The 24044-nt window shown below is 50.8% G+C and carries 16 protein-coding genes; 6 read left to right on the forward strand and 10 right to left on the reverse strand.

The genetic code is table 11. The annotated features are described in order from the left end of the window. Positions 1-178 precede the first annotated feature (178 nt). Positions 179-1369, reverse strand: a complete 1191-nt coding sequence (gene fabV / locus ABYP33_RS01280) for an enoyl-ACP reductase FabV (protein WP_373087446.1) — start codon at positions 1367-1369, stop codon at positions 179-181. A 343-nt stretch (positions 1370-1712) separates the two neighbouring features. On the opposite strand from fabV, the gene ABYP33_RS01285 reads away from it, so the two are divergent. From ABYP33_RS01285 to ABYP33_RS01300, 4 genes are all read left to right on the forward strand, one after another. After that, positions 1713-4229, forward strand: a complete 2517-nt coding sequence (locus ABYP33_RS01285; RefSeq protein WP_373087449.1) for a TonB-dependent receptor — start codon at positions 1713-1715, stop codon at positions 4227-4229. A gap of 147 nt (positions 4230-4376) precedes the next feature. Beyond that, positions 4377-5864, forward strand: coding sequence for an FAD-dependent oxidoreductase (locus ABYP33_RS01290; RefSeq protein ID WP_373087452.1), 1488 nt, complete (start codon positions 4377-4379; stop codon positions 5862-5864). Between the two features lie 234 nt (positions 5865-6098). Then, the gene (locus ABYP33_RS01295; protein WP_373087454.1) at positions 6099-7910 is read left to right on the forward strand and encodes a CHASE domain-containing protein; all 1812 of its coding nucleotides are present in this window, start codon (positions 6099-6101) and stop codon (positions 7908-7910) included. Continuing rightward, a complete protein-coding gene (locus ABYP33_RS01300) occupies positions 7907-8314 on the forward strand; it encodes a response regulator (RefSeq protein WP_373087456.1) in 408 nt (135 codons plus the stop codon). Before ABYP33_RS01295 ends, ABYP33_RS01300 begins: the two co-directional genes overlap by 4 nt. Before the next feature lie 115 nt (positions 8315-8429). Here ABYP33_RS01300 and ABYP33_RS01305 read toward each other — a convergent pair whose 3' ends face one another. From ABYP33_RS01305 to ABYP33_RS01315, 3 genes are all read right to left on the reverse strand, one after another. Further along, positions 8430-8768 carry a hypothetical protein gene (locus tag ABYP33_RS01305; protein ID WP_373087458.1) on the reverse strand — a complete coding sequence of 113 codons (339 nt, stop codon included), beginning with the start codon at positions 8766-8768 and terminating at the stop codon, positions 8430-8432. 177 nt (positions 8769-8945) lie between these two features. Continuing rightward, complete coding sequence (locus tag ABYP33_RS01310) at positions 8946-11216, reverse strand: esterase-like activity of phytase family protein (RefSeq protein WP_373087460.1); 2271 nt, start codon at positions 11214-11216, stop codon at positions 8946-8948. Between the two features lie 153 nt (positions 11217-11369). Next, complete coding sequence (locus tag ABYP33_RS01315) at positions 11370-13082, reverse strand: FAD-binding protein (RefSeq protein ID WP_373087462.1); 1713 nt, start codon at positions 13080-13082, stop codon at positions 11370-11372. A gap of 251 nt (positions 13083-13333) precedes the next feature. On the opposite strand from ABYP33_RS01315, the gene ABYP33_RS01320 reads away from it, so the two are divergent. Beyond that, on the forward strand, positions 13334-14014 hold the full coding sequence (locus tag ABYP33_RS01320) for a DNA-3-methyladenine glycosylase I (RefSeq protein WP_373087464.1): 681 nt from the start codon (positions 13334-13336) through the stop codon (positions 14012-14014). Between the two features lie 69 nt (positions 14015-14083). Here the strand turns inward: ABYP33_RS01320 and ABYP33_RS01325 are convergent, their stop codons facing one another. The 6 genes from ABYP33_RS01325 to ABYP33_RS01350 all read right to left on the reverse strand — a co-directional run bounded on the left by ABYP33_RS01325 (position 14084) and on the right by ABYP33_RS01350 (position 22950). Further along, complete coding sequence (locus ABYP33_RS01325) at positions 14084-15934, reverse strand: DmsC/YnfH family molybdoenzyme membrane anchor subunit (RefSeq protein WP_373087467.1); 1851 nt, start codon at positions 15932-15934, stop codon at positions 14084-14086. A 102-nt stretch (positions 15935-16036) separates the two neighbouring features. Next, the gene (locus ABYP33_RS01330; RefSeq protein ID WP_373087469.1) at positions 16037-18220 is read right to left on the reverse strand and encodes a molybdopterin oxidoreductase family protein; all 2184 of its coding nucleotides are present in this window, start codon (positions 18218-18220) and stop codon (positions 16037-16039) included. 398 nt (positions 18221-18618) lie between these two features. Beyond that, positions 18619-19725 (reverse strand): OmpA family protein, encoded by a 1107-nt coding sequence (locus tag ABYP33_RS01335; protein WP_373087471.1) that lies wholly within the window; start codon positions 19723-19725, stop codon positions 18619-18621. Positions 19726-19967: 242 nt separating this feature from the next. Then, positions 19968-20663, reverse strand: a complete 696-nt coding sequence (gene hda, locus ABYP33_RS01340) for a DnaA regulatory inactivator Hda (protein ID WP_373087473.1) — start codon at positions 20661-20663, stop codon at positions 19968-19970. Next, positions 20663-21754, reverse strand: a complete 1092-nt coding sequence (locus ABYP33_RS01345; RefSeq protein ID WP_373087476.1) for an AI-2E family transporter — start codon at positions 21752-21754, stop codon at positions 20663-20665. Before ABYP33_RS01345 ends, hda begins: the two co-directional genes overlap by 1 nt. Beyond that, complete coding sequence (locus tag ABYP33_RS01350) at positions 21751-22950, reverse strand: DUF2066 domain-containing protein (protein WP_373087478.1); 1200 nt, start codon at positions 22948-22950, stop codon at positions 21751-21753. The genes ABYP33_RS01345 and ABYP33_RS01350 overlap by 4 nt, the downstream gene beginning before the upstream one ends. Before the next feature lie 43 nt (positions 22951-22993). On the opposite strand from ABYP33_RS01350, the gene purM reads away from it, so the two are divergent. Further along, on the forward strand, positions 22994-24043 hold the full coding sequence (gene purM / locus ABYP33_RS01355) for a phosphoribosylformylglycinamidine cyclo-ligase (protein ID WP_373087480.1): 1050 nt from the start codon (positions 22994-22996) through the stop codon (positions 24041-24043). Position 24044: the final 1 nt, after the last annotated feature.

The following is a 24044-nucleotide window of genomic DNA, read 5'->3' on the forward strand; positions in this document are numbered from 1 at the left end:
ACCCTTGCCGTTCGGCTAATCGTTCCCCTTGCCGGGCCGATAGTGGACTCTCACCACCAAGTCATCCAATCGCCACCACGCGGTTTGGAACAGCGCCCGTCACGGCGCTACGCGCCATGCCTGGCGCACGCATAAAAAAGGAAGCCTGAGCTTCCTTTTTAAACACCGAGTTGCTGTGTCAGACCATATTGTTGATTCCAACCACTGGGTCGACATCGGCATCGTAATCAACACCGTCGATTTCAAACCCGAACAGGCGCAAAAACTCGCGTTTATACCCCGCGAAATCAGTGGTTTCAAGTAGGTTCTCAGTGCTTACTGCCTCCCACATTTTAGCAACCGCGTCTTGAATTTCTGGTCGCATTTCCAGACCATCCGCGCGCAATCTGCCCTCCTCGTCACGAATCGGTTCAGCGCCGTACAAGCTATTTTTAAACAAGCCATAAACCTGCTCAATGCAGCCCTCATGGCTACCATCACTCTTCATGACTTTAAACAACAGCGCCAAATACAGTGGCATAACAGGGATTGCCGAACTCGCTTGGGTTACTACCGCCTTTAATACCGACACGCGAGCATCGCCGCCTTTGGCCGCGAGACGTTCACGAATATTAATCACCCGCTTATCAAGATCTTTTTTAGCGGCGCCAATAGTGCCATGCCAGTATATATCCCACGTCAGGCGATCACCCAAATAGGTGTACGCAGTAGTCTTGGCGCCATCGGCCAATACACCGGCGTCATCTAGGGCATCAATCCACATCTGCCAGTCTTCCCCCCCCATGACAGCGACAGTGTTATTGATCTCTTCATCACTCGCCGCCATCAAGGTGAAGTTTTCAATGGTTTCTTTATCAGTATTCACGCCGCGCTGGGTAACATCCTTACCAATCGGCTTCAGCGTTGAGTTATGCACCACACCGGTTTTCGGGTGCTGACGGCGGGGTGACGCCAAGCTGTAGACCACCAGGTCTATCTGGCCCAGATCCGCTTTAATCTGAGCGATGGTTTTTTCTTTAATCTCGTCTGAAAAGGCGTCGCCATTAATACTTTTAGCGTACAGACCCTCGGCTTCGGCAAACTTGTGGAATGCTGCTGAGTTATACCAACCTGCAGTGCCGGGCTTTCGGTCAATGCCTTCTTTCTCAAAGAAAATCCCGAGCGTAGCGGCACGGGCGCCAAACGCGGCGGTGATACGCGAGGCTAGACCATAGCCCGTCGATGCACCAATAACCAATACGCGCTTGGGGCCATCGTTGATCGCGCCCTGAGCCTTAACGTAGTCAATTTGCTGACTAACATTGGCTTCACAACCCTTGGGGTGAGTGGTTACACACATAAAACCGCGCACACGAGGCTTGATGATCATAAGGTCCCTGCTCCAAATTATAGAAAAAATATTTCAGCGAGGGGCATTATAACCAGCCTTATCGGCTCGCACTAATACTCACCGTCAACATAGAAAAGCGATTAGACTGAGTAAAACCACTAATCTAATACTGCTATGGCAGTATCACTGAGTAAAATCCAGAAAAAATCTCATGTATTTAACACCAAGCAACACCTAGCTATGGTAAGATCAAAAAGTAACGATTGTGTAACCTAGATCACATGAATTAACTTACGCGTAATATATAAGATACATAATTACGAATTAATAAATATAAAAATCGATTTATCGCGATAATGCACCAAGATGTCAAGAGGCAGTCATGAACAAAAAAAGGCTAAAATTCATAGCAGCAATCAGCGGCATCAGCTTATCAGCTATCGGCACCAACGCCCTAGCACAAGAGAAGTTTGCTCTCGAAGAGGTGATTGTGACGGCCCAAAAGAAGGCTGAATCACTGCAGGATACGCCCATTTCACTGACTGCGTTTGGCAGTGAACGCCTCGAAATTGAAGGTATTAGCAGTTTAGGCGATATCGGCTCTAAGGTTCCCAGCCTCACTATTGAACCATTTCCAATCAATAACGCCACTTTACGAATTTTTATTCGCGGCATTGGCATTTCTGACGCCCAAATAACCCAAGATCCACCAGTAGGCATATACGTAGACGGCGTCTACATTGCCCGCTCTACCGGCACCGCCTTGGATGTTGCAGATTTGGAACGCATCGAAATATTGCGAGGTCCTCAGGGCACGCTCTATGGTCGTAACACGACCGGCGGCGCGATTAATCTAATCACCAAAAAGCCGACCACTGACACCGTTGAATTGAAGCAAAAGCTGACCTTTGGCAATCGCGATCTTTTTACCTCCAAGACCATGGTCAATATCCCCCTGACCGATACCTTGGCTGTTAAACTCGCGGCGCTGCAAACCATGCAAGACGGCCATGTTGCCAACAACGGTCCAGGTGGCGACTTTGGCGACCGCGATGTCGACGGCTTTCGCTTTGATTTACGGTGGGATATTAGCGACACCCTCGCGCTAGACTACGCCTACGACAAATCTGATTTTGACTATTACAACAGCCAGTATCAGCATGTTCGAAAGCGCACCCCGATATCAGGGAGCCAAGCCGATTTAGTGGACGCTAGCACCTACAGTAGCTACTCACCTAGCCGCCAACAAAGCGTTTCGACTATTGCAAATTTTGAACAATCATCAACTGATATAGAAGGCCATGCCCTTACTCTCACCAAGGAATTTAATCACGTTCAATTGAAATATATTGGCGCCTTCCGTGAGCTTTACGACCAATCCTACGCCGACCTCGGTGGTGGCAAAGGCCTAGAGCCCGACCAAGACCCCCACGGCAATGGCAGCACCAGCAAAAAAGTCTTCCGTCTAGACTCCAACGAATATTGCGGCCAAGCAGCAGAGTTTGTGCTTGGTGCTGGTCAATGCACCCCACTGGTCTACCCCAAGGTTTCTCAAGAGCAGTTTTCCCATGAGCTGCAATTGAGCGGCGACGCCTTCGACGGCAGTGTGGACTATATTGTGGGTGCCTATTACTTTGAAGAAACCGCGCAGGAAGATAACACGCCCCTGCACCACCAGCTGAGCGGTCCGATAAACCTCGGCCTGCCCTCGACCGCTGCCATTCCCGGTATTGGCGCCTTACTAGGCGGCATTACTGATCCGCTAACGACGTTCCGTGCGGTCAACATGCTCAGCCAGAAATACGACATCGACAATAGCGCCGCCGCGATTTTTGGTCAGTTTACGTGGACACCCCAAATACTGGGTGAACGTCTTCACCTAACCTTTGGCGCGCGTCACTCCGAGGACGAACGTAAAACGGTTAAGTTCCAGCGGGATATGACGATAGCAGAAACCGCCTTGAGCGCAATTGACGTCTCCTTTGTGCAGTGTGGCGGTAATCCACTCAACGCCGACTGCCGTAATTTTGATAGTATTCCCGCGTCACAAGACTTTAGCAATGACTCCTTCAGCTTTGTCGCGGAATATGACATCACTGACGACATCAATATTTACGGTAAACGTGTTGAGGCCTATAAATCTGGCGGTTTTAATACCCGCGACCCACAAAAAGACGGCAATCAAGGCCCCGCAACCGACGGCAATGACTATGGCTTTGGTTATGCAGACGGCTTTGATGCAGAATACGTCACCTCGTATGAGCTAGGTCTAAAAAGCGAACTGATGGATCGCCGCCTACGTATCAATGCCAACGTCTTTTTTAGCCAATACGAAGACATGCAATTAAACTTTATCCTGACCGGCACCGTCGCAGACACCAAGGTCACCAACGCCGGTGAAGCAGAAATGTACGGCTTTGAAACCGACATTACGTTTATGCTGACCCGCGAGCTGTTGTTGATGGCCAACTACGCCTACCTCAATACCGAGGTAACCAAAGCGACTGACATAAACGGCAACGATGCCTCAGATAAGTTCGTGTTCTTCTCTGCGCCTGAAAACTCCTTCACTCTGTCGGCTGATTACACTTTGTTTCACGCCGATTGGGGCACCGGTAGCGCGAATATCAGCGTAAACTATATGGACGAGCGCAACGGTGGCTCCCGCGCTGAAAATGTAAAGAATACGCATTTGCGCCAGTACGAGTTAGTTAATGCGCGGCTTAGCTTAAGCGACATCGCCTTTGCCGACGGACGTCTAGGTGCAGGCATATGGGCGAAGAACCTGCTCGACACGGAATACGAATTAACCGCCGTCGACAATCTACCCCAAGCTGACCGCTCAGTGATCTGGGGCGAACCGCGCACCTTCGGGCTTGATGTGTTTTACGAGTATTAATCAACACTAATTAAAAAGGCTGCTTCGGCAGCCTTTTTTATGTACTGCAAACAGATCATTTACCGCGTAATGGCTGCCACGCACAATTTGCACTCGGTAAAGCATCAGCACTCGTGCGCGTAGACAATAAGATGAATAGGTAGCCCCATGACGACAGCAGCAAAAACCACTGCCAGCAAGCCCCGTAACAGCGGCGATATTCAGCACTGGGACATCGAAACCGACGTTGCCATTATTGGTTTCGGCGGCGCCGGGGCAGCTGCCGCGATAGAAGCGGCCGACGCCGGTGCCAAAGTTACTATTTTTGAATTAGCCAGTGCCAGCGGTGGCTCCACGGCCCTGTCTAGCGCTGAAATCTATATGGGCGGTAATGGCGGCACCCCCGTCCAGCAAGCTTGTGGTTATCACGACGACACCGAGAATATGGTGAATTACCTAAAAGCCTGTTTTGGCAATCAGGCCGACGACAGTAAAATTCGCGACTACTGCGAAAACAGTCTCAATCATTACCAGTGGCTCACCGGTCTTGGCGTGCCCTTTAAAATGAGCGAGCTGAAAGAACGGGCGATCATGGCCTTAACCGACGACTGCCTGCTGTTCACTGGCAATGAAAAAGCCTACCCCTTTACCGAGCATGCCAGGCCAGTACCCCGTGGCCACAACCTCGAAGTAGAGGGCGACAATGGCGGCCCCCTGCTAATGAAGATTCTCACTGAGGCAGTACACAGTCGCCAAGTAGACGTCCACTACGATAGCCGCGCACTGACCTTAATTAGCAATGACAAGGGTGAAGTTGAAGGCATCGTCGTGCGCATCGATCAACAAGAAAAAGCCGTGCGCGCCCGCAAAGGCGTCATATTGTGCGCCGGCGGTTTCTGCATGAACGAAGCCATGGTGCGCAAATACGCGCCCACCTTTGACCGTGGTCTAATTCCCATCGGCAATCCGGGCGATATCGGCAGCGGCATTCTCATGGGCATGGGAGTGGGGGCTGGCACCACCAATATGCACGAATGCTTTGTCAGCCTGCCGTATTACCCCCCAGCTTCACTTACCTACGGTATTTTAATCAACGACAAGGCCCAGCGGTTTATTAATGAAGACTGCTATCACGGCCGTGTTGGCTATAACGCCTTAATGGCCCAAGGCAATGCCCAACGCATTTACTTTATTACCGATGTTGAAGGCTATGGCGACTACGAGAAAATGAGTTATCTCGGTGCGCAGGTGGCGGGAACCGGCGACAGCGTAGTCGAATTAGAACAAGAATTAGAATTACCCGCAGGTAGCCTGCAACACACTGTAAGCCAATACAATGCTGGCGCCAGCGAAGGCAAAGACCCCTTGTTTCACAAAGCGACGGCGTGGCTCCGACCACTCACACCGCCCTATGTGGCCTTGGATTGCACCTTAGGTCGCGGCCCCTTCTATCCGTTTTTTACCCTCGGCGGTCTAGATACCCTAGCCAGCGGCGAAGTGCTTAATCCTGACGGCGACGTTATTCCCGGACTTTATGCTGCGGGTCGAACCACCGCTGGAATACCGCGCACTGCCGCTGGCTACGCCAGCGGCATGTCGGTAGGTGACGTCACCTATTTCGGTCGTCGCGCAGGCCTCAGCGCCGCGCAAAAGTAATTCTGCAATCCCGCTGGCTGCGCTGCAATCAAGCGCGGCGTAGTCAGCCCGCTAAATTTTGCCGCTCGCGAGCGGCAGCTTCCCTATTCGTTGCCTATACTGTCGAGAATTCTGACGGAACGGTATTGTTCCTATATAGTTCAAGTACTTGAGGTGCACTTTTGCCACGAACATGTAATGCACCAAGCCAGTCGATTTAGCAATTTTGCCAACTACTGATTTTTTGCTTATTTTATGACCAACAGCCACAACCAAGAAACCGATCAAGTCGCAATACGTACGGAACAGCAAGCACTCCAAAAGGCAGGTGGCCTGCACTGGTTTCACTGGCTAGTGGTTTGCTTGTCACTTCTGTTAACGCTTGGTGTGTGGCAATACTCCCGCATACAGGTACAAGACAAAATAGAAAACCGTTTTGAGCGCGAGGCAGACCAAGTTATTACCCTTATATCCGAGCGCCTACAAAAATACGAAGACGCACTCTGGGCCGGAGTCGCGACCATCAGTTCTCACAAAGGCAGCATAGACAATCAGCAGTGGCAGGCATTTGCCACCGAGCTGCATTTACCTGCAAAGTACAAAGGCATCAATGGCATTGGCGTCATCCACAATGTGCAAGCCGACAAGCTCGACAGCTACCTACAAGCGCAACGTCAACTCCGCCCCAATTACGCCATACACCCCCAGCACAATAACGACTATTTACTCCCCATAACGTATATCGAACCCGCTAAAGACAATTTAGCGGCGGTCGGCTTAGACGTCGCCCACGAAGCTAACCGCCTAAATGCCGCATTAAAAGCCAGAGATAGTGGCCAAGCGCAAATTACTGGCCCCATTATCTTGGTACAAGACGCCGAAAAAACACCGGGTTTTTTATTCTATGCGCCCTTTTACACAGACTTGCAAAACGACGACTTAAGCGCGAGACGCAACAATTTTGCCGGCATGGTCTATGCGCCGTTTGTTGTCCATAAACTTATGCGCGGCACATTAGAAAAAAGCCGTCGCCAAGTCGGCATTAGCATTAGTGACAATGGCGACTACCTCTACGACGAAAACACCGCCAATGAAACGGACTTCGACCCCGAGCCACTCTTCACCAAAACCTATCCAATCGATGTTTACGGCCGCCAGTGGCAGGTCAACGTGTGGTCAACCAAAGCATTTCGCACGGAAACCCAAAACTCGCAGCCGACCCTGATACTGATTGGCGGTATTTTTATCGACACAATGCTGCTCAGCCTATTTCTGCTGCTCTCACGGGCAAATCGACGCGCCCTGTTATTTGCCGAGCGCATGTCTGAAAGCTATCAATACAAAGCACAGGAACTGCAAAAATCCGTAGTACGTCTTGAGGCATCCAATGAGGAATTAGCCCAATTTGCCTTTGCCGCCTCCCACGATCTTCAGGAACCACTCCGTACCTTGAGCAATTTCAGCGAGCTTCTGGAAGAAGAACTCGCGGGCAAGGAACAAAGCGAACGGGTCTTACTGTCCGTTAAATTTATTAGTGAAGCGGCCGAGCGCATGCGCAACTTGGTCTTTGGCCTAATGTCTTACAGTCGAATAGGCCGCGAACCGACCCTCGCGCAAATTAATTGCAATAATCTCGTGGCAGACGTCATTGCCGACTTAGACGCCGCTATCGACCACAGCAACACCAATATCAGTATTGCCAAGCTACCCACCATTAGCGGCTTTGAAACCGAGCTGCACATGCTATTCCTAAACCTCATTAGCAATGCCCTTAAATTCAAAAAAGCCGACACTAATTTGCAAATAGATATTGTCTGCGTTGATAAAGGCAAGGACTGGTGCTTTACTGTCAGCGATAACGGCATTGGTATAGAGGCCGAGTATCTCGACCAAATTTTTATGATATTTAAACGACTCCACAGCCAAGACGTGTACCCTGGCAGTGGCATTGGCCTCGCCAACTGCAAAAAAGTAATCAATTTACACGGCGGGAAAATCTGGGTGGACTCAAGTTTGAACAAGGGCAGCACCTTCAGCTTTACCATACCCAAGGTGATTACACTATGACGAACAAGCTTGAGAAAATCATATTAATTGACGATAGTGGTGCCGACAATTATTACCATCAGATGATCGTCGAGAAAGCCAAGGTTTGTAAAATAGTCACTGCCTACAACCATGCTGGTGATGCCCTAAACATGCTTGGCGACGCAGTCAAAAAAAATCAGCGCCTACCCGACTTAATATTTTTAGATATTAATATGCCCGTTATTGACGGCTGGGAGTTTCTCAATCGTTACGAAGACATTGTTCCTCAAGACCTTCGTCAGCCAGTCATTATCATACTATCAACCTCGGTCAACCCCAGCGATCATGAGCGCGCGGAGTCTCACCCCTCTGTCATCGCGTATTGCAGTAAACCGTTGTCGGCAGACAAACTACGAGATATTGTCGATCAGTATTTTTCCTAGCTCTGGGGGCTCGCATAATAAGATTTGTCATTTCGCTTGCATAGGCATGGAAACATTGTCACCACGTGAGCCACCATCTTCAAATATTTTTCTACCAAGTAGATACCAGCCGCCATCAAAAAAACTCGTGTTCCTGCCGCAACAGCGCCCGTTGTCTTAAGAAAGCTAAAATGTTGCTCTGAAACTTCGTTACTTCAGAAAGCAAATGGCTATGCCCTGCTTTATCACTAAAGCCATTTTCATTCACCGCCGCAATGACTCGGGCCTCATGTTTACCATTAACAAAGGAAACTTGATAAGACTTGCCAGGCAATAGCGGCGGCGGACTGTTCACTGTTGGTTGGTAAGCTCGGGTAGTTGTGCAAGCGCTTATATTAAGCGCCATGACCACAACAATGACTCTAGATAATAGAGGCCTTGTGATTCGCATATAAAATCCCTTTTGTTGCCGCATACATCCATTCCTACTCAATATAAGAGGAGCTACACCCGCGCAACAAAGAAAATTAATGCGTCAAAATTACAAACCTCCGGTCGAAGAAGCGCTGTAATCGGCACCACCTTAGCACCCCAAGCTCAAAAGCAAAAAGCCCGCACAACGGCGGGCTTTAGCTGTAGATCGAGCTGGGTTTTAGAATAACTTACCCAAATTCATTAATTGGGTTTCACCGTTGCTGTCATCAACGCCATCGTTATCGTTCACCATCAGTAAATCGCCATTGGCTAACAAGGCCAAACCTTCAATTTTCTCGGTAACAAGACCACCGGTGGTTTTCATATCCGGCAATACGTCGCGAACCAAGGTTTTAGTCACTGTGGCGCCATCGGCGAGGCCAGTCGTGTCGAATTTATACAAGCGCTTGATGGCCGCGTCTGGCCCGCCCTGATTATCCCGTTCGATCACCACGAACTCGCCACCACCTATGGCAGTAATTTCCGATAAGCCAACCCAGCCACCATGTTGAGATTCCGGCGCATCGAGCGAGTAAAATAAGAAGCTCCAGCTTTCGGCGGCGATATCATAGATACCAATCCGAACCGCATCTTCATTTTGCCAAGCGCGCTGGAACGCGACATACAGTTTACCCTCGTACTCAGCTACCCCCTCAAAACCATTGTTGCGCTGAAGCAAATTCACCGCTGCAGGCAAAGTCACCGCCTTTTGAATAAGACCATCGGCGTCGGTGTTAATTAGCACATTCCTACTGGTAACAGCCCCATCAATCTGATTGCCCTTGCCCTCTGAGGCAATCCAAAAATCGCCATCGGCCAGTTTGACAACACCTTCTGGGTCGATATTAACCGTCTTGTCATCGTTAACTGTACCCGCGGGCAAGGTACCCAATGGTAAGTTAGCTAACACCCCGTTGCTGTCGATAATATGAGTTTCGGTGGTGATTACGGCGGGTTGCTGGCTAACATCTAAGGTGAAAATCCGATTTTTCTTGTAGTAGCTGTCATCCACCGCGTATACCAAGGTGCCATCCGACGGGTCGGCGGACAAACCAGACAATGCGCTCCAAGGAATTGGCGAGCCATCGTCACGATCATTGGATACGATGGTTGGGTAGCTGGCCGGCGCTATACCGTACTGATATATATTCAGACCTGAGCGAATAACGGCGCCACGGTCATCTTCTTCACTGGCAGCAATGAGCAAATTGCGCGCGGGTATGGCCAAGGCGCCCTCCGGCCCGGCACCGGCAGGGAGCACTTGCTTTAATACCGGCTTGGTAAAATCGGCCACGTCGTATACAAACACCACACTAGCTCGCTCCGAATTCACAAAGAGTAGGCGGTCTTCACCAAATACGCCGTACTCCGCGTTTTCCGGTTCATTACCTTTGTTTTCGGAGCGCGACTCAGGGTAGTGGCCAATACGGGCCGTCAGTTGATCTAGACTATTACCGGCCTCGAAAACCACGTCGCCAGCGGTATTAAAAACACTAAAACTACGACTGCCACCGTCGAGGTCTCCCTCATTGGCGGTAACAAAATATTCCGTAGACAACCAGCTCACACCATCGGGCTCACGCAATACGTCGCTTAGCGATTCGCTCTGGTTAATCACATCATCTTCATTGGCATCGATCCCAGTCAAATCGACAGTTCCTGCACTGAAGGATTTCACGATACTGCCGTCAGTAAGATCAACAAGGACGATGTGGTTGTTTTCCTGCATGGAAACAAGCGCAATATTATCGGCATTGATATCCACAAACTCAGGCTCTGGATCAGTTGGGTATAAACCCGCTAGCCCTGTGAGCTCCACGGCGCTGCTGGTCCAGTCAGCGGGCGCTCCGCTTAAATTTACCACCACCAACTTACCCGCTGGCGTTTGCGGCAAAGCACCATCATTAAGATCTTCGTCACGCTCATTTTCGATCACCACGGCGGCATAGCTACCGTCTGGGCTCACCGCCACCGAGTCTGGCTGACCGCCAACATCCATTGAGTGAACAATACTGCGAGTGGCAATATCCACCACTACCAGCAAACCGGAGACACTCACATAATCGCTGCTGGTATTGACCCCCACCACCGCATAATCGCCTTTAATTGCGACTGACGTCGGTTCACCAACGAGCGGCAATACACCCAAGCCAGTTGGCGCAGCAGGATTGCTGATATCGACAAAGCCCAACTGTTCTTTGGGACTATCGGTGTAAACGAGGGTCATACCGTCGGTGCTGGCAGCGACAATTTCGGCGGCCGTTGCGTCATCACTATTGCAGGTCGCGTCGGCCTGCATGCATACCGGGTACACGGCAATGCGATTAAAGTTTTTTTCAGCGCTGGCTTGCGACGCAGGCGTTTTATTGTTGTCACCGCCACAAGCAGCCAAGATTAGCGGCGTTGCCAGTGCAATCCCCCACGATAATGCTGTTTTTTTAAATTGCATGAATCCTCCGAAAATGCGACAAAAATATGAATCGCTGTAGATTACGGAGGAATTGCGACAAAGCGCTGACAGTTTTATGTCAGTAAGATGGACTTTATATGAGGCTGACCGCGCCCTCTGGTCCGGCGGCCCGCGTCACTTTAGTAAGTGCGGCTAGTCCTTAAAGCCGCTAAGGTGTTTGGCTGCTTGATACGCAAAGGTCATCGCCGGCCCCAAGGTCGAGCCCGGGCCCGGATACGTCGGGAGTACTGCCGCACTGCAATTCCCTACTGCGTACAAACCCGCGATAGCACTGCCATCGTCTTTAAGCACTTGGGCATCGGGGTTGGTCGCCAAACCGCCCTGGGTACCGAAATCGCCAGCCTCCAAACGCATAGCGTAAAACGGTGCCTCGTCAATTGCGCCAAGACAGGGGTTTGGCTCAAAGCGCGGATCGCCGTAATAGCGGTCGTAAGCCGAATCGCCGCGCTGAAAATCGAGATCTTTACCGGTTTTGGCAAAGCCGTTCATTTTGCCTACCGTTGTCTCTAAATTATCAGCGTCGATGCCCAGTTGTTCAGCAAGTTCGCGCACGGTATTCGCCTTACCCACCAGCTTGGTTTCAAACCACTCTTTGGGTATGGTCCAATCGGGCTTCAATGAGGCCGTCATCAGCGGACCAACGATATAGTCGCGGCGAAAACGAGCATCAAATATTTGATACATTGGCGAGCAAGGGGTCGCCTCGGTGTGCTGCTTATAGAGGTCTTTCTGAAACGCCATGTAATTTTGCGACTCGTTGGCAAAGCGCTCACCACGCAAATTCACAATACACGAGCCAGGGTAGGATTTTTCCATCACACTAAGGCGAGGCGCCGGCTCACCGGGCACCGACACGGTGGTGCACCACCATGCGCCATCCATTAACCGGGTTGCCGCCCCCAGTTTCAGGCCAGCCTGAATTGCATCACCCGTATTGTCCGCAACGCCGCCACTCCAATCGCTACTGGTGGGCGCGGGCAGGTACTGCTCGCGCATCTGCTGATTGCGCTCAAAGCCGCCCGCAGCCAGAATCACGCCCTTGCGCGCCTGCACGCGCACAAGCTTACCGTCACGCTTGATGATCGCGCCGACCACGCGGCCATTGTCTTCGATTAACTCTTCCATTGGCGCGTTTGCCCACAAAGGTATATTGCGCTTTTTAACCGAATACCACAGCCTGGCCACACCAGCCGCACCAGTACAAACATCACGTCCGAGGCCGTTGCCTTTGATTAGCCACCCAAAATCCAAAGCCCAGCTGGCAATTAACTTCATGGTTAATTTAATCCAGCCAGGTCCTTGCAAGGTCAGTAAAGCCGCTTCCACTTGAGTGAAATAAATGCGACTAAACAAGCGCATCATATGATGTGAGGGACGAAGTCGTTTAACGTCCTCGCCCAGCAATGATGAGTCAAAGCGCGCCGGCTCCATCGATCGATGGCCGGTACGCGAGCCCTCTACATTGGTGTAATAGTCTGGGTAATGCTCTAGGGTTTCATAGCGAACATCACTGCACTCGTGTAAGAAATCAATCATTTTGGGGCCATTGCGTAAATAGGTGTCGATCATTTCCTCAGGTACAGCCCCTGCCGGGGTAGTGTTTGACAAATAAGCTTTAGCATCATCAAAGCTGTCTTCGGCGCCAGCAGCTTTGGCGTAGCGGTTACAGGGAATCCATACCCCTCCGCCAGAGGTCGCGCTGGTGCCACCAATCTTCGCTGACTTTTCAACAATCAGGATATCGGTCACACCCATCTCATAGCTGCTTAAGGCGGCGGTAAGCGCACCGTTGCCGCTGCCAACAATGAATACATCTACGCTGTGATCCCAGCTGGTCTCAGTCATTATTATTTCCTGCGTTCAATCTAAAATCGCGATGGCATTTTAGGTGGTATACGCACCAACCAGCGTGATCAAGGTATGTCATAGCCGTATCGGCGATATAAAGCCCTTCATTGCACTATCATAAACACCTATGGGCCAATAGCTCTATCATCCGTCTGCAGTACGCGACAACAACCATGACGACTCGCCGCACATCAGGTAGGCTAAGCAAAGTTTGACGACGATAGCCCCGGATCAAGGGATCCCATATTATGACGACACTGTATAGTAGCTTTCTGGAGCGAGCGCTGGCTCAACACGGATCCTTAGCCGCCATTGAAGATCAGCTGCCTCGGGTTCTAAACAACAAGGAGCTGGGCGCAATTCCAGACAAGCAGTTTTTAGCCGAAATGGCCGCGTGCGTGTTTCGAGCGGGCTTTGTCTGGCGGGTGATTTCACTGAAATGGCCAGGGTTTGAAGAGGTGTTTAATGGCTTTTTACCCATTTGGGTAGCATCAAGATCGCCAGAAGAAATTGAGGCCATGGCCAGTGACAAACGTATTGTGCGTAATTTAACCAAGGTAAAATCGGTTCAAGACAACGCCTTGTTTATCCTCGATATCCAGCGAGAACACGGCAGCTTTGGCAAGTTTTTAGCTGGCTGGCCAAGTGATGATATCACCGGCTTGTGGGCATATATGAAAAAACACGGCAGCCGCCTTGGCGGTAATTCTGGTCAGTACTTTCTGCGTTTTAGTGGCAAGGATACCTTTATTTTAAGCCAGGACGTGTGCACTGCACTACTAAGCGTCGGCATCATCGACAAGGCGCAAGTTACCGCGCAACGCGATCTAAAAAAGGTGCAAATGGCCTTTAATGAAATGCAACAAGAGAGTGGCCGCACCCTGGCCGAGTTAAGTATGATTTTGGCCCTCTCCATTGGACCTCGCTAATCGCGTAATAGCGTAATAGCGTTGTAAAGATAGCGAAGACTCAGCCTTCGCTATCGTTGAGCTAACTGATTAATGCGCGTGTGCTACAACGCCAACCTGCGGCATATTAGCCAAACCGATATCTCGCGCATGCTCTTCAAAATCCTTGTTCTTCCAAAAGAATGCACCCGGCATGGTGGTAGGGACAACTAAGACATAAAACAGACAGCGACCAATCAATGCCGTCGTCATAATCGAGCCACACAATAATGCGCTCGCCACCAACGTCTCAACACCAAGCTCTGCACTGCTTAAAAGCGCTACAGCAAGAACCAGATTAGCCAGAATCAATAGATTGCGCAGCATATAGCTCTTACCAAACAAGGTGCATTGAATATAATGAGACACGCTGCCTTCGTTATTCGCCTTGTCCATTGCCACGCCATGACGCCACAAACCAACACCTTCTATAACAGCACCAATAACAATACTCACTAGGCTCAGCTTCAGTATCGCCAAGCCATCGCCACCAATTAGCATCAGTGTTGGCACGCCAATGACACCCAGCACAATACCACCCAAAGTAAGCGCCGTACCCAAAAAGGCACTACCGGTCTGCCAGTGATTCCAGAAGGGCCGCGCAGGAATACGGTAGCAGCGATACATATAGTACAGACCAACAGCGCCGGCAATCAGCGCCAAATAGCCCGTTATCGTGGCCACGACAGGAAAGCCACCCCACTCACCCAGCAAGGCGGTAAACACGCTATTCTCCGGTAGCATCGCGAGTAAATGCAGGCCCGCAAAAACCATATACAGGAGCATACCCAAGCCTTCACGACATACAGGCGAGTGCCGCAAATTATTAAAACCACGATAAAAACGCCATGGTTTACCAAGGTGCGTGGCCGACATTAACATCCCCAGACCGGCAAGCCCAACGGTTACGGCCATGAGCGGGACATACATTACCGAATCCCGCAGGGCAATAATACTTTCAACGCCCAGCTGCGCGCCAAGAAAGCTCAATAAAAATACACCTAGCGAGGTTTGGCTAACAAGGGTAAAGATGACCAAGGGATTCTCACGTGAACTGAGTTTGCCCAGACTCCACTTTTTCTCTACGCCTTTCTTTTGATCTACCACCGGACGATATTGACCGTCGTCATCCTTGTGGTATTTCACCGCCATACCATCTGGGCGCGTGACCTCATCGGGCATATTTTTGATTTGCTGAAAACGAATATTAGGATGAGTGATTTGTGGATCTGGGAAGCCAGGAATACTCGTTTTACCCTGCTCACGATTTTCTGGAAGGTCATCAACAACGCCAAAGTTAAGCGCGTTGCCTAGGCAAGCTGACACGCAAGCGGGCTTTAGATTAACCTCTAAACGATCTACACACATATTGCATTTAGAGACCTGACCTTTGATCGGGTCCAGCTGAGGCGCATTATAAGGGCAAACCCAAGTGCAATAACCGCAGCCAAAACAAGTTTCTGGGTCTTGTAGCACCGCGCCGTATTCCACGTGTTTGGTATAGGCGCGCGTGGGGCAGCCTTTTAAGCACACCGGGTCATCACAATGATTACAGGCCATGGAAATATTCATGCGCTTAAAATCAGGGTAGGTGCCACCCTCAACATAGCCAACCGAACGGAAGCTGATATGCGCCGGGTTGTCATTTTTCTCACTGCATGCCGCTTCGCAAGCATGGCAACCAATGCAGTTGTCCGCCGTAAAATGAAAGGCGTGCTGTTTATTGCGATTGGGGTTATTACCCACCCCCGGTTCTTCATTGATAAACATTTCCCGACCAGCGGGCAGAGCCCCACCGGTACGGGCGATAAGGTCGATGGGCGCCTCGTAGTAATTTACCTCCGGGGCTGTTGGCTCCTTAAGAAAGGCATAACTGGGTTCATCGTCTCTAACTTTCCACATATTTAAGACCCTTTGTCGAACGCCTCGCACCTCTGGTGCTAGGCTGCTCTAAAACAATATGACAGACTACAAGGTGTTCTGCGCGACTATACGCCGCGCCAATTAATACGCTCGGCGCTCCACATTAAGCCGCCCCGCTTCCTTCTGATCGATCTGTTCAATGCGCACTGCGCACTGCTTAAACGCGGGCTGGCGGGAATAAGGATCGAGCAAGCCCAAGGACAGACGATTCACGCAATCGTGATAATGCATGGGGATAAACACCATGTTATGAGGCACCCGCTGAGTTAGCTGAACCATGACCACGGCATCACCGCGCTTTGATACCAACCGCACATAGCTTTGATGTTTAACGCCCTGCTCCCGCGCCGAATCTGGGTTCATTTCCATATACGGCGTTGGACTAAACTTATTCAAATTACCAATTTTCCCTGTCTTAGTGCGGGTGTGAAAATGTTCAATTACCCGCCCACTGTTTAACCAAAACGGATAGCTATCATCGGGCACTTCGTTATCTTCGATATAATCCATGGCCAGCAAATTGGCTTTACCATTAGGCGTTGGAAAGACCCCATCGCTATACAAGCGCGGATTACCGGTGTCGTCACCTTCACGCATCGGCCATTGGATGCCGCGCTGGGTTTCAATCAGATCATGACTCATTCCCGATATATCGAGATTGCGCGCCGCGCCCTTCGATAACTGCTTCATCTCATCAAAAATATCTGAGGTACTGCCTGGAAAGGTCATCGCCCGCCCGCGGTCAAACCGCTTCGCCAATTCATTAAAAATCCAGTGGTCAGCTTTGGCATTGCCCGGTGGTTCAACGAATTTACGCACTAAATTCACTCTGCGCTCGGTGTTAGTCAGGACCCCCTCCTTTTCGCCCCAAACCGCGGCGGGGAAATATACATGGGCGAAATTAACGGTTTCACAGTCCTTGTAGCCGTCTTGTACCACCATAAATTCCAATTTTTCTAAGGCCTTTTTAATCCGCGGCTGGTTGGGCATAGACGTTAAGGGGTTCGTCGCGACAATCCACAACGCTTTAATCTCGCCCGATTCGATCGCGGGAAAAATATCCGTTTGCTGCAAGCCGCGCTTGGCAGGGAAAAAGCTTTCGTCAACACCCCAAAATTTAGCAACCTCGTCGCGGTGCTCTTGTTTTTCAAGAGCGCGGTAGCCAGGTAAACCCGAGCATGACGACCACTCCCGTGTGCCCATGGCATTACACTGGCCCGTAATAGACAGGCTGGTACCGCCGGGAATACCAATATTACCGGTAATCAAATTTAGGTTATTAATGCCGCACACACCGTCAGTACCATGAGTACTCTGATTAATCCCCATGGTCCAGATGCTCATCGCCGACGGCGCCTTGGCATAAATTCGGGCTACATTTTTAATCATATCGGCATCGATACCGCATATCCGCGAGGCGGTAACCGGGTCGTATTTGGCAACCGTCGCTTGCAATTCATCAAAGCCATTACAGTGGGCTTCAATATAAGCCTCGTCTTGCAGACCTTCAGCCAAAATAACGTGGGCAAGGGCATTTAGCAGAACAAGGTCAGTACCGGGAGCAATCGGCAAATGAATATCGGCAAACTGAGCGAACATGGTGACCCGAGGATCCACTACAATCAGTGGGAATTTGCGTTTTTCCAGCGCCTCTTTCAAGCGCCAATAAATAATAGGGTGCTGCTCCGGCAAATTGGACCCAAAGGCCATTAAACAGTGGGTGCTCTCAAAATCGTCATAGCACCCTGGCGGACCATCGGCACCAAAGGAGCGCTTATAGCCCGACACCGCAGAGGCCATGCACAAGGTCGTGTTGCCGTCGTAGTTATTAGTGCCGATCACGCCCCGCACTAATTTTCCCAGGGTGTAAAATTCCTCGGTCAACAATTGCCCGGTAGATACTACCGCCACACTGTCGCGCCCATATGTTTCTTGTATGCGCATAAACTCGGCGGCAGTTTTATCCAGCGCGGTATCCCAACTGGTGGGCTGAAAAGCATCGTATATTTTATTGCGAATGAGCGGCTCTACGCCGCGTCCAGCGCTATCACTCAATTCGTGCTCAAAAATGCCTTTTATGCACAACTTGCCCTGATTTACGGGCGCATTGCCCTTGCCACGACTGGTCACAGGCTTGCCTTCGGCATTCAGTCCAACCTCAATTGAGCAGCCTGTGGAGCAATACCCACACACAGCGTATTTCCACTCGACAACTTTCTTATCAGTGATTGTGATTGGCTTTCTATTCTTACGCCCAAAGATCATCTGCATCTCCCCTGATCACCGCAGCACCAAATTAGAGCATGCGAACAATTGCAAGTCGCCGCCAAGCGCACCATTATGGTGATTCACGAGCTATTTACGGCGCTATCTAACTAACATCTACAAGAACCGTGCCAGTTAACTCACGGCCTACAAAAGAGCGAGGCCATGGCACAAATCATTGGAAACATAGCGTCAAACACGGGGCGTTTTAGCGCAAGCCGAGCGAGCGCAGACTGAGGCTCTGCGGTTGTGTCATTTAAGGAGTGGCGCACTTTATGAATATGCTGGCAGCTGGCGCACGTATTTACTGCGAGGTGTATTTGGATCGCGGCGGTACCGCCATTTTATTTGGACCTAAAAAAGGGGCCGAAGCCCCTTTTCCAAGAGATTACCGAAGCTTATTCAATAACTTCTGCTTGCATTACCGCAACAACACGGCGGTTAGCACGACGGCCATCCGCAGTTCTGTTATCAGCAATCGGGCGCTCTTCACCATAACCAACTGCACTCAGACGATTTTCCGCAATATTGTAATCGCGAATCAGCGCGTTGCGTACAGAGTCTGCGCGACGCTGTGACAGCTGCTTGTTATAAGCGGCAGCACCATTGCTGTCGGCATGACCTTCAACAACCGCCTTCACACCTGCAAACTTGGTCATGAACGCAGCGACCTTTTTCAGCTCTGACGCATAGGCAACCGGAATGGCGTCAGAGTTGTTCGGGAAGTTGATTTCCAACTTGATGCTTTCGGAGTGTTTGATGACAAACTTACAACCGAATTTATCAACTTGACGACCTGCCGGGGTATTTGGACACTTGTCACGGTAGTTTGGCACGCCGTCACCGTCTTTATCCAAAGCACAACCCTTAGCGTCAACGGCCACACCAGCTGGAGTGCCCGGGCACTGGTCAACGCTATCTTCAACACCATCGGCGTCTGAGTCAGCCATCATTGGCTTTGGCGCGGGCTTGGCAACAGATGAGCCACCAAAAGCGTAGCTCAAGCCAATCGAAGCATTGCCGTCGCGGGTTTCGTGATCAGTACCATAAACCAAACGCGTGTCACCACGAACCGACCAGTTTTCATCAATTGTATAACGCACACCGCCACCCACGTTTAACTGGGTCTGGCTGTCGTAACGGCCACTTTCATAGTCCGCTTCAATAACCCCCATACCACCAGCGAGGTAAGGAGTGAACTTACTGTCATTGCTGAAGTAACGCAGCATATCTACACTACTACCAAGAATCTTTTGATCCAGCGCACGAATATTGCGATCACTTGCCGCAACACTGTACAAACCACGCAATTCAATGCCCCAGTCTTTGCTGAGTACATATTCAGCACCAAACAAAGCAACTTCGGTGCTGGTTAAGTCACGCGAACCATCAAATACTTGGTAGCCAATTGCAGGGTTCAAATACCATGTGCCTTCTTCAGCTGCAGACGCTATCGTTGGCAACATGCAACTTGCAACGGCTGCACCCAATATAAATTTACGCATAACACTCCCCTTCATTTTTTTAGAAACTTCCTTTGCTATGCCGTGAAAGCACGCCATTAACTCAGAATAACACGGGCATTGACGCTTGCACGTCTGATTTTGTGTAATTTTACCACGCCACGCAACGAACAATGCATCCCTAAAAATCAGCACCCCGAACACTTATTAGCAAGCAAGCTCCCATGCACATGCTAAAAATAGCCGCATTTTGGGCCATTACCAATTTTTCAAGCAAAAAATAATCACCATCCCATCACTTTTTTTATAAATGGAATAGTCAATTTTCTCTGCTCCACTAAGCTGACTTGATCAAGAGTATTCAATATCCCAAACAAACTCGCAAGGTCTCGCTGACAACGCATATAAATATATTCAGCTACGGCATCCGAAATACTAATACCCCGCAGTCTAGCCCGAAACTGAAATGCTGCAAGTCGCGTAGCCTCATCGGAATCGCGAAGCAGATAAACACTGAAACTTTGCAACCGCGAATGCAGGTCGGCAAGGACAATACCCTGCTGAACAATCGGCTTGGCGGAGGCAACTAACATCCGCGCCCCGGTTGTCAGCATCTGATTGTAGCAATTGAACAGCGCTCGCTCCCAATTTGGCCGCCCTGCAACCACGTCAAGGTCGTCTAAGCAGAGTAAATCTAAATACTCTGAGCCTTCCAATAGGGCCCCGGGCTCATAATCCACAACATCCGCAAGGGGGATGTAACGAGCGTACAGACCATTGGCTTCAGCCAAATGACAGCATGCCTGCAAAAGGTGGCTGCGACCGACTCCGCCGCTAAGATAAATCCATTTTTCACCCTGCGCCATTGCTTGATGGCGAAGCTGATTAAGCAATAGCCGATGCTCATCAGCAATATAGAAGTTATCAAAAGTAGCATCGTTGTCAAGTTTGAGCGCTAATGGTAGCTGCTGACTAGCCATCAATCCCCCAGCTCCCGCTCTGCGGCAGAGGCGGGAATCGCGCCGTAAAACCCACTTTGCTTATAATATTCGTGCAAATGGTTAATCATCACCTTTATCACGGCTGCAAAAGGCAGGGCCAGCAAGATACCGACAAAGCCAAACAACTGGCCACCCGCCAAAATCGCAAATATAACCATTACGGGATGTAAGCCAATTTTATCGCCAACTAAGAGCGGCGTTAACAACATCGACTCTAATAACTGACCAAACCCAAACACCGCCGCGACCCCCGCCAGCGGCCAAAGACCGTCAAACTGAAAAAACGCCGCCGTACCCGCTGCGCCAATACCGACGATAACGCCAAGATACGGCACGATACTCGCCAAACCCGCTGCTAAGCCTAGAATCAACGCCAAATCGAGACCCACTATCCACAACCCTAGCGTATACACTACGGCCAACGCCAACATAACCAGTAGCTGGCCACGGGCAAAAGCACCTAGTATCTCGTCGCACTCTTTAGCAATAAGCACGGTGCGCATTTCAATCGAGCGCGGCAATAAATTGCGAATCGCCGCCATCAAGACGTCCCAGTCTCTCAGCAAGTAAAATGTCACCACTGGCACCAAGGTCATATTGGCCAGCCACGCGATCAAGGCCAAACTGGAGCCACTGACCTTATCCCACAGATAAAAAAGTATGCCGCCAGCACTCGCCCAATGTTCGCTGATCGCTTCCCGAGCGCTCTCCATAGGCTGAGTTTGCTCAGGCAGATCCAAATATTCACGCAGTTTAGGCAAACCAGTGGACTGCACCCAGCGCAGTCCGTCGTATAAGCGCTCCATTAATAACTGCAGCTGCTCAATCAGAAGCGGCAGGGTAACCAATATAATTAGCGCACCACCAAGGCTAAGGGTGGCAAACACCGTTACTACTGCCCAAGTCCGCCCCATGCCCCTTGCCTCCAGTCTATCGGCAAGCGGGTCACCCATATAAGCCAATACTGCCGCCAGTAAAAAAGGCATTAATATTGGTGCCAGCAAATGAATCAGCAGGGCAACTAGGCCAAGGCCAATAATCACCCACAGAGGCTTTGGCAGGGCTTTCATAGGTGTTGACCCGACCAGCGATAGTAGCCTCGCACTGATAGCGCGGCACTGTTCATTACCATCGTACTAACAGACTGTTCCAGCAAGCGGCCATCGAGACTCAGAAAGCGCTTAACTTTTTCCATATCGTCATTTAATACCAACTCCAATATCAAGTCATTATCCGAGATCCACACCGTATTAGCATGCTGAACCACCGCCAAACCCTCTAAATAGGTAAGCATATCGGCGTAAGCGGCAAAATTCGTGATACCACTCACGTGTATCAAACTATTTGCGCTATTCACGCCCCCGCTGGCCACCACCGAGTATTTTGACGCCTGGAGGTCAGCGAGTGCATCCACTGGCCTCGCTAATAAATCTCGCCCGTCTAAGCCCTCACTATCGAGGCGGATCACTTCATCGCCCTGCAGTACCATCCAGCTTGCAATCCACTGCCCAGTAGAAAACTGCGACGCGCGCCCCATCAACACAAATGGCGCGGAATAACGCGCCGAGGCGCGACGCACATCGTCCACCGACATCTGCCAGAGCTGATCACTCGTTAAATTCGTCGAATCCGCCAGATCGAACAAAGGCAGTTGTAGATCCAAACCCCGGCGCTGCGCCACCTCCTTTAAATCCTTAAGGAGTTCACCCTGACTGTCAGCACCCACAAACTGGCGCCCCTCAGCGGTATCAGCCAACAGCCAAACCAATACAGCGGGGCGATTCGCCGACCACACGGGCAACCCCGCGGACTGCAGCTCTGAATTAACTTGCCGAGGGGAAAAGCTGAGGCTGAGCAGCAGTATAGTTTCACCGCTTTCACTCTTGCTGCGCTGATAACGATACTGGGTAATCAAAGGCTCAGGCCTAGCCAGTACCTCGGCGACGGCGGCATTACTCGCGATATCACGCCGACCGGAGACCCGAATAAGGACTCGCTCCAGTGCTTCAGCAGCAGCATTTTTAAGAGTTTCAGGTGACTGCGATTCCACCACCAGTTGCTCATCGTATAAATTAGCCACGGTACCGGCCATCACTATACTCATTCCTGCCACGACCAATAGCCCGAAAACAACCGACACCCTAATAATTTGCTTCACTTGTTTTAAGCCCTTTTGCCCGTCCCAAGGCGCCATTGTAGCAAGCAACCGGGACATCGTCGTGAGTAGTGGCAAAAAGTCGCGCTTTTGCTGCTGAATTAAACTCACAATCAAGCTAGAATGGCGCCCTCTTAGAGGACAGCCAACGACTATGACTGACACCAGTAAGCCAAGCTTAAGCTATAAAGATGCCGGCGTTGATATCGATGCCGGTGATGCGCTAGTAGAACGCATTAAAGATGTTGCCAAACGCACCCGTCGCCCGGAGGTCATGAGTGGCCTTGGCGGCTTCGGTGCCCTGTGCCAAATTCCAACTGGCTATAAAGAGCCGGTACTGGTTTCGGGCACCGACGGCGTCGGCACCAAACTTAAACTCGCGATGGATGTGGGTATTCACGACACCATCGGTATCGATTTGGTTGCCATGTGCGTCAATGACCTACTGGTAACCGGTGCGGAACCGCTCTTCTTTCTCGACTACTACGCCACTGGCGCCCTAAATGTCGATATTGCCGCCAATGTTGTTAGCGGCATAGGCACCGGCTGCGAGCAGGCGGGCTGTGCACTGGTCGGCGGCGAAACCGCCGAAATGCCAGGTATGTACGAAGGCGATGATTACGATCTCGCCGGTTTCTGTGTTGGCGTGGTCGAAAAAGCCAATATCATTGACGGCAGCTCGGTCAAAATCGGCGATAAGTTGATAGGTATCAACTCGTCCGGCCCGCATTCCAATGGCTATTCGCTAGTGCGCAAGATCATTGAGCACAGCGGCGCCACGCTGGATCAAGCGTTTGGCGATAGCACCTTAGGGGAAACCCTGCTGGCGCCAACGCGAATTTACATCAAACCCGTACTGCGAGTTATCAAGCAATATCGAGTCAACGCCCTTGCCCACATTACTGGCGGCGGCTTGCTGGATAACCTCCCCCGCGTTTTGCCTCGCAACACCAAGGCCGTCATTGACAGCAGCGCTTGGCAGCGCCCAGCCATCTTTGACTGGCTGCAAGAACAGGGCAATGTCGAGACACGGGAAATGTATCGCACCTTTAACTGCGGTATTGGCATGGTAATGGCGGTTGCCGCCGATGACGCCGAAGCCGTTATCGACATGCTCACCCAGCAAGGTGAAGTAGCACAAGAGATCGGCAGCATTGAAGCCGCAGGGGAAGACGAGCCGCACGTCACTATTGCAGGCATGTAAT

Origin of the sequence: Zhongshania sp. (genome assembly GCF_041584495.1) — a bacterium.
Taxonomy (GTDB): Bacteria; Pseudomonadota; Gammaproteobacteria; order Pseudomonadales; family Spongiibacteraceae; genus Spongiibacter.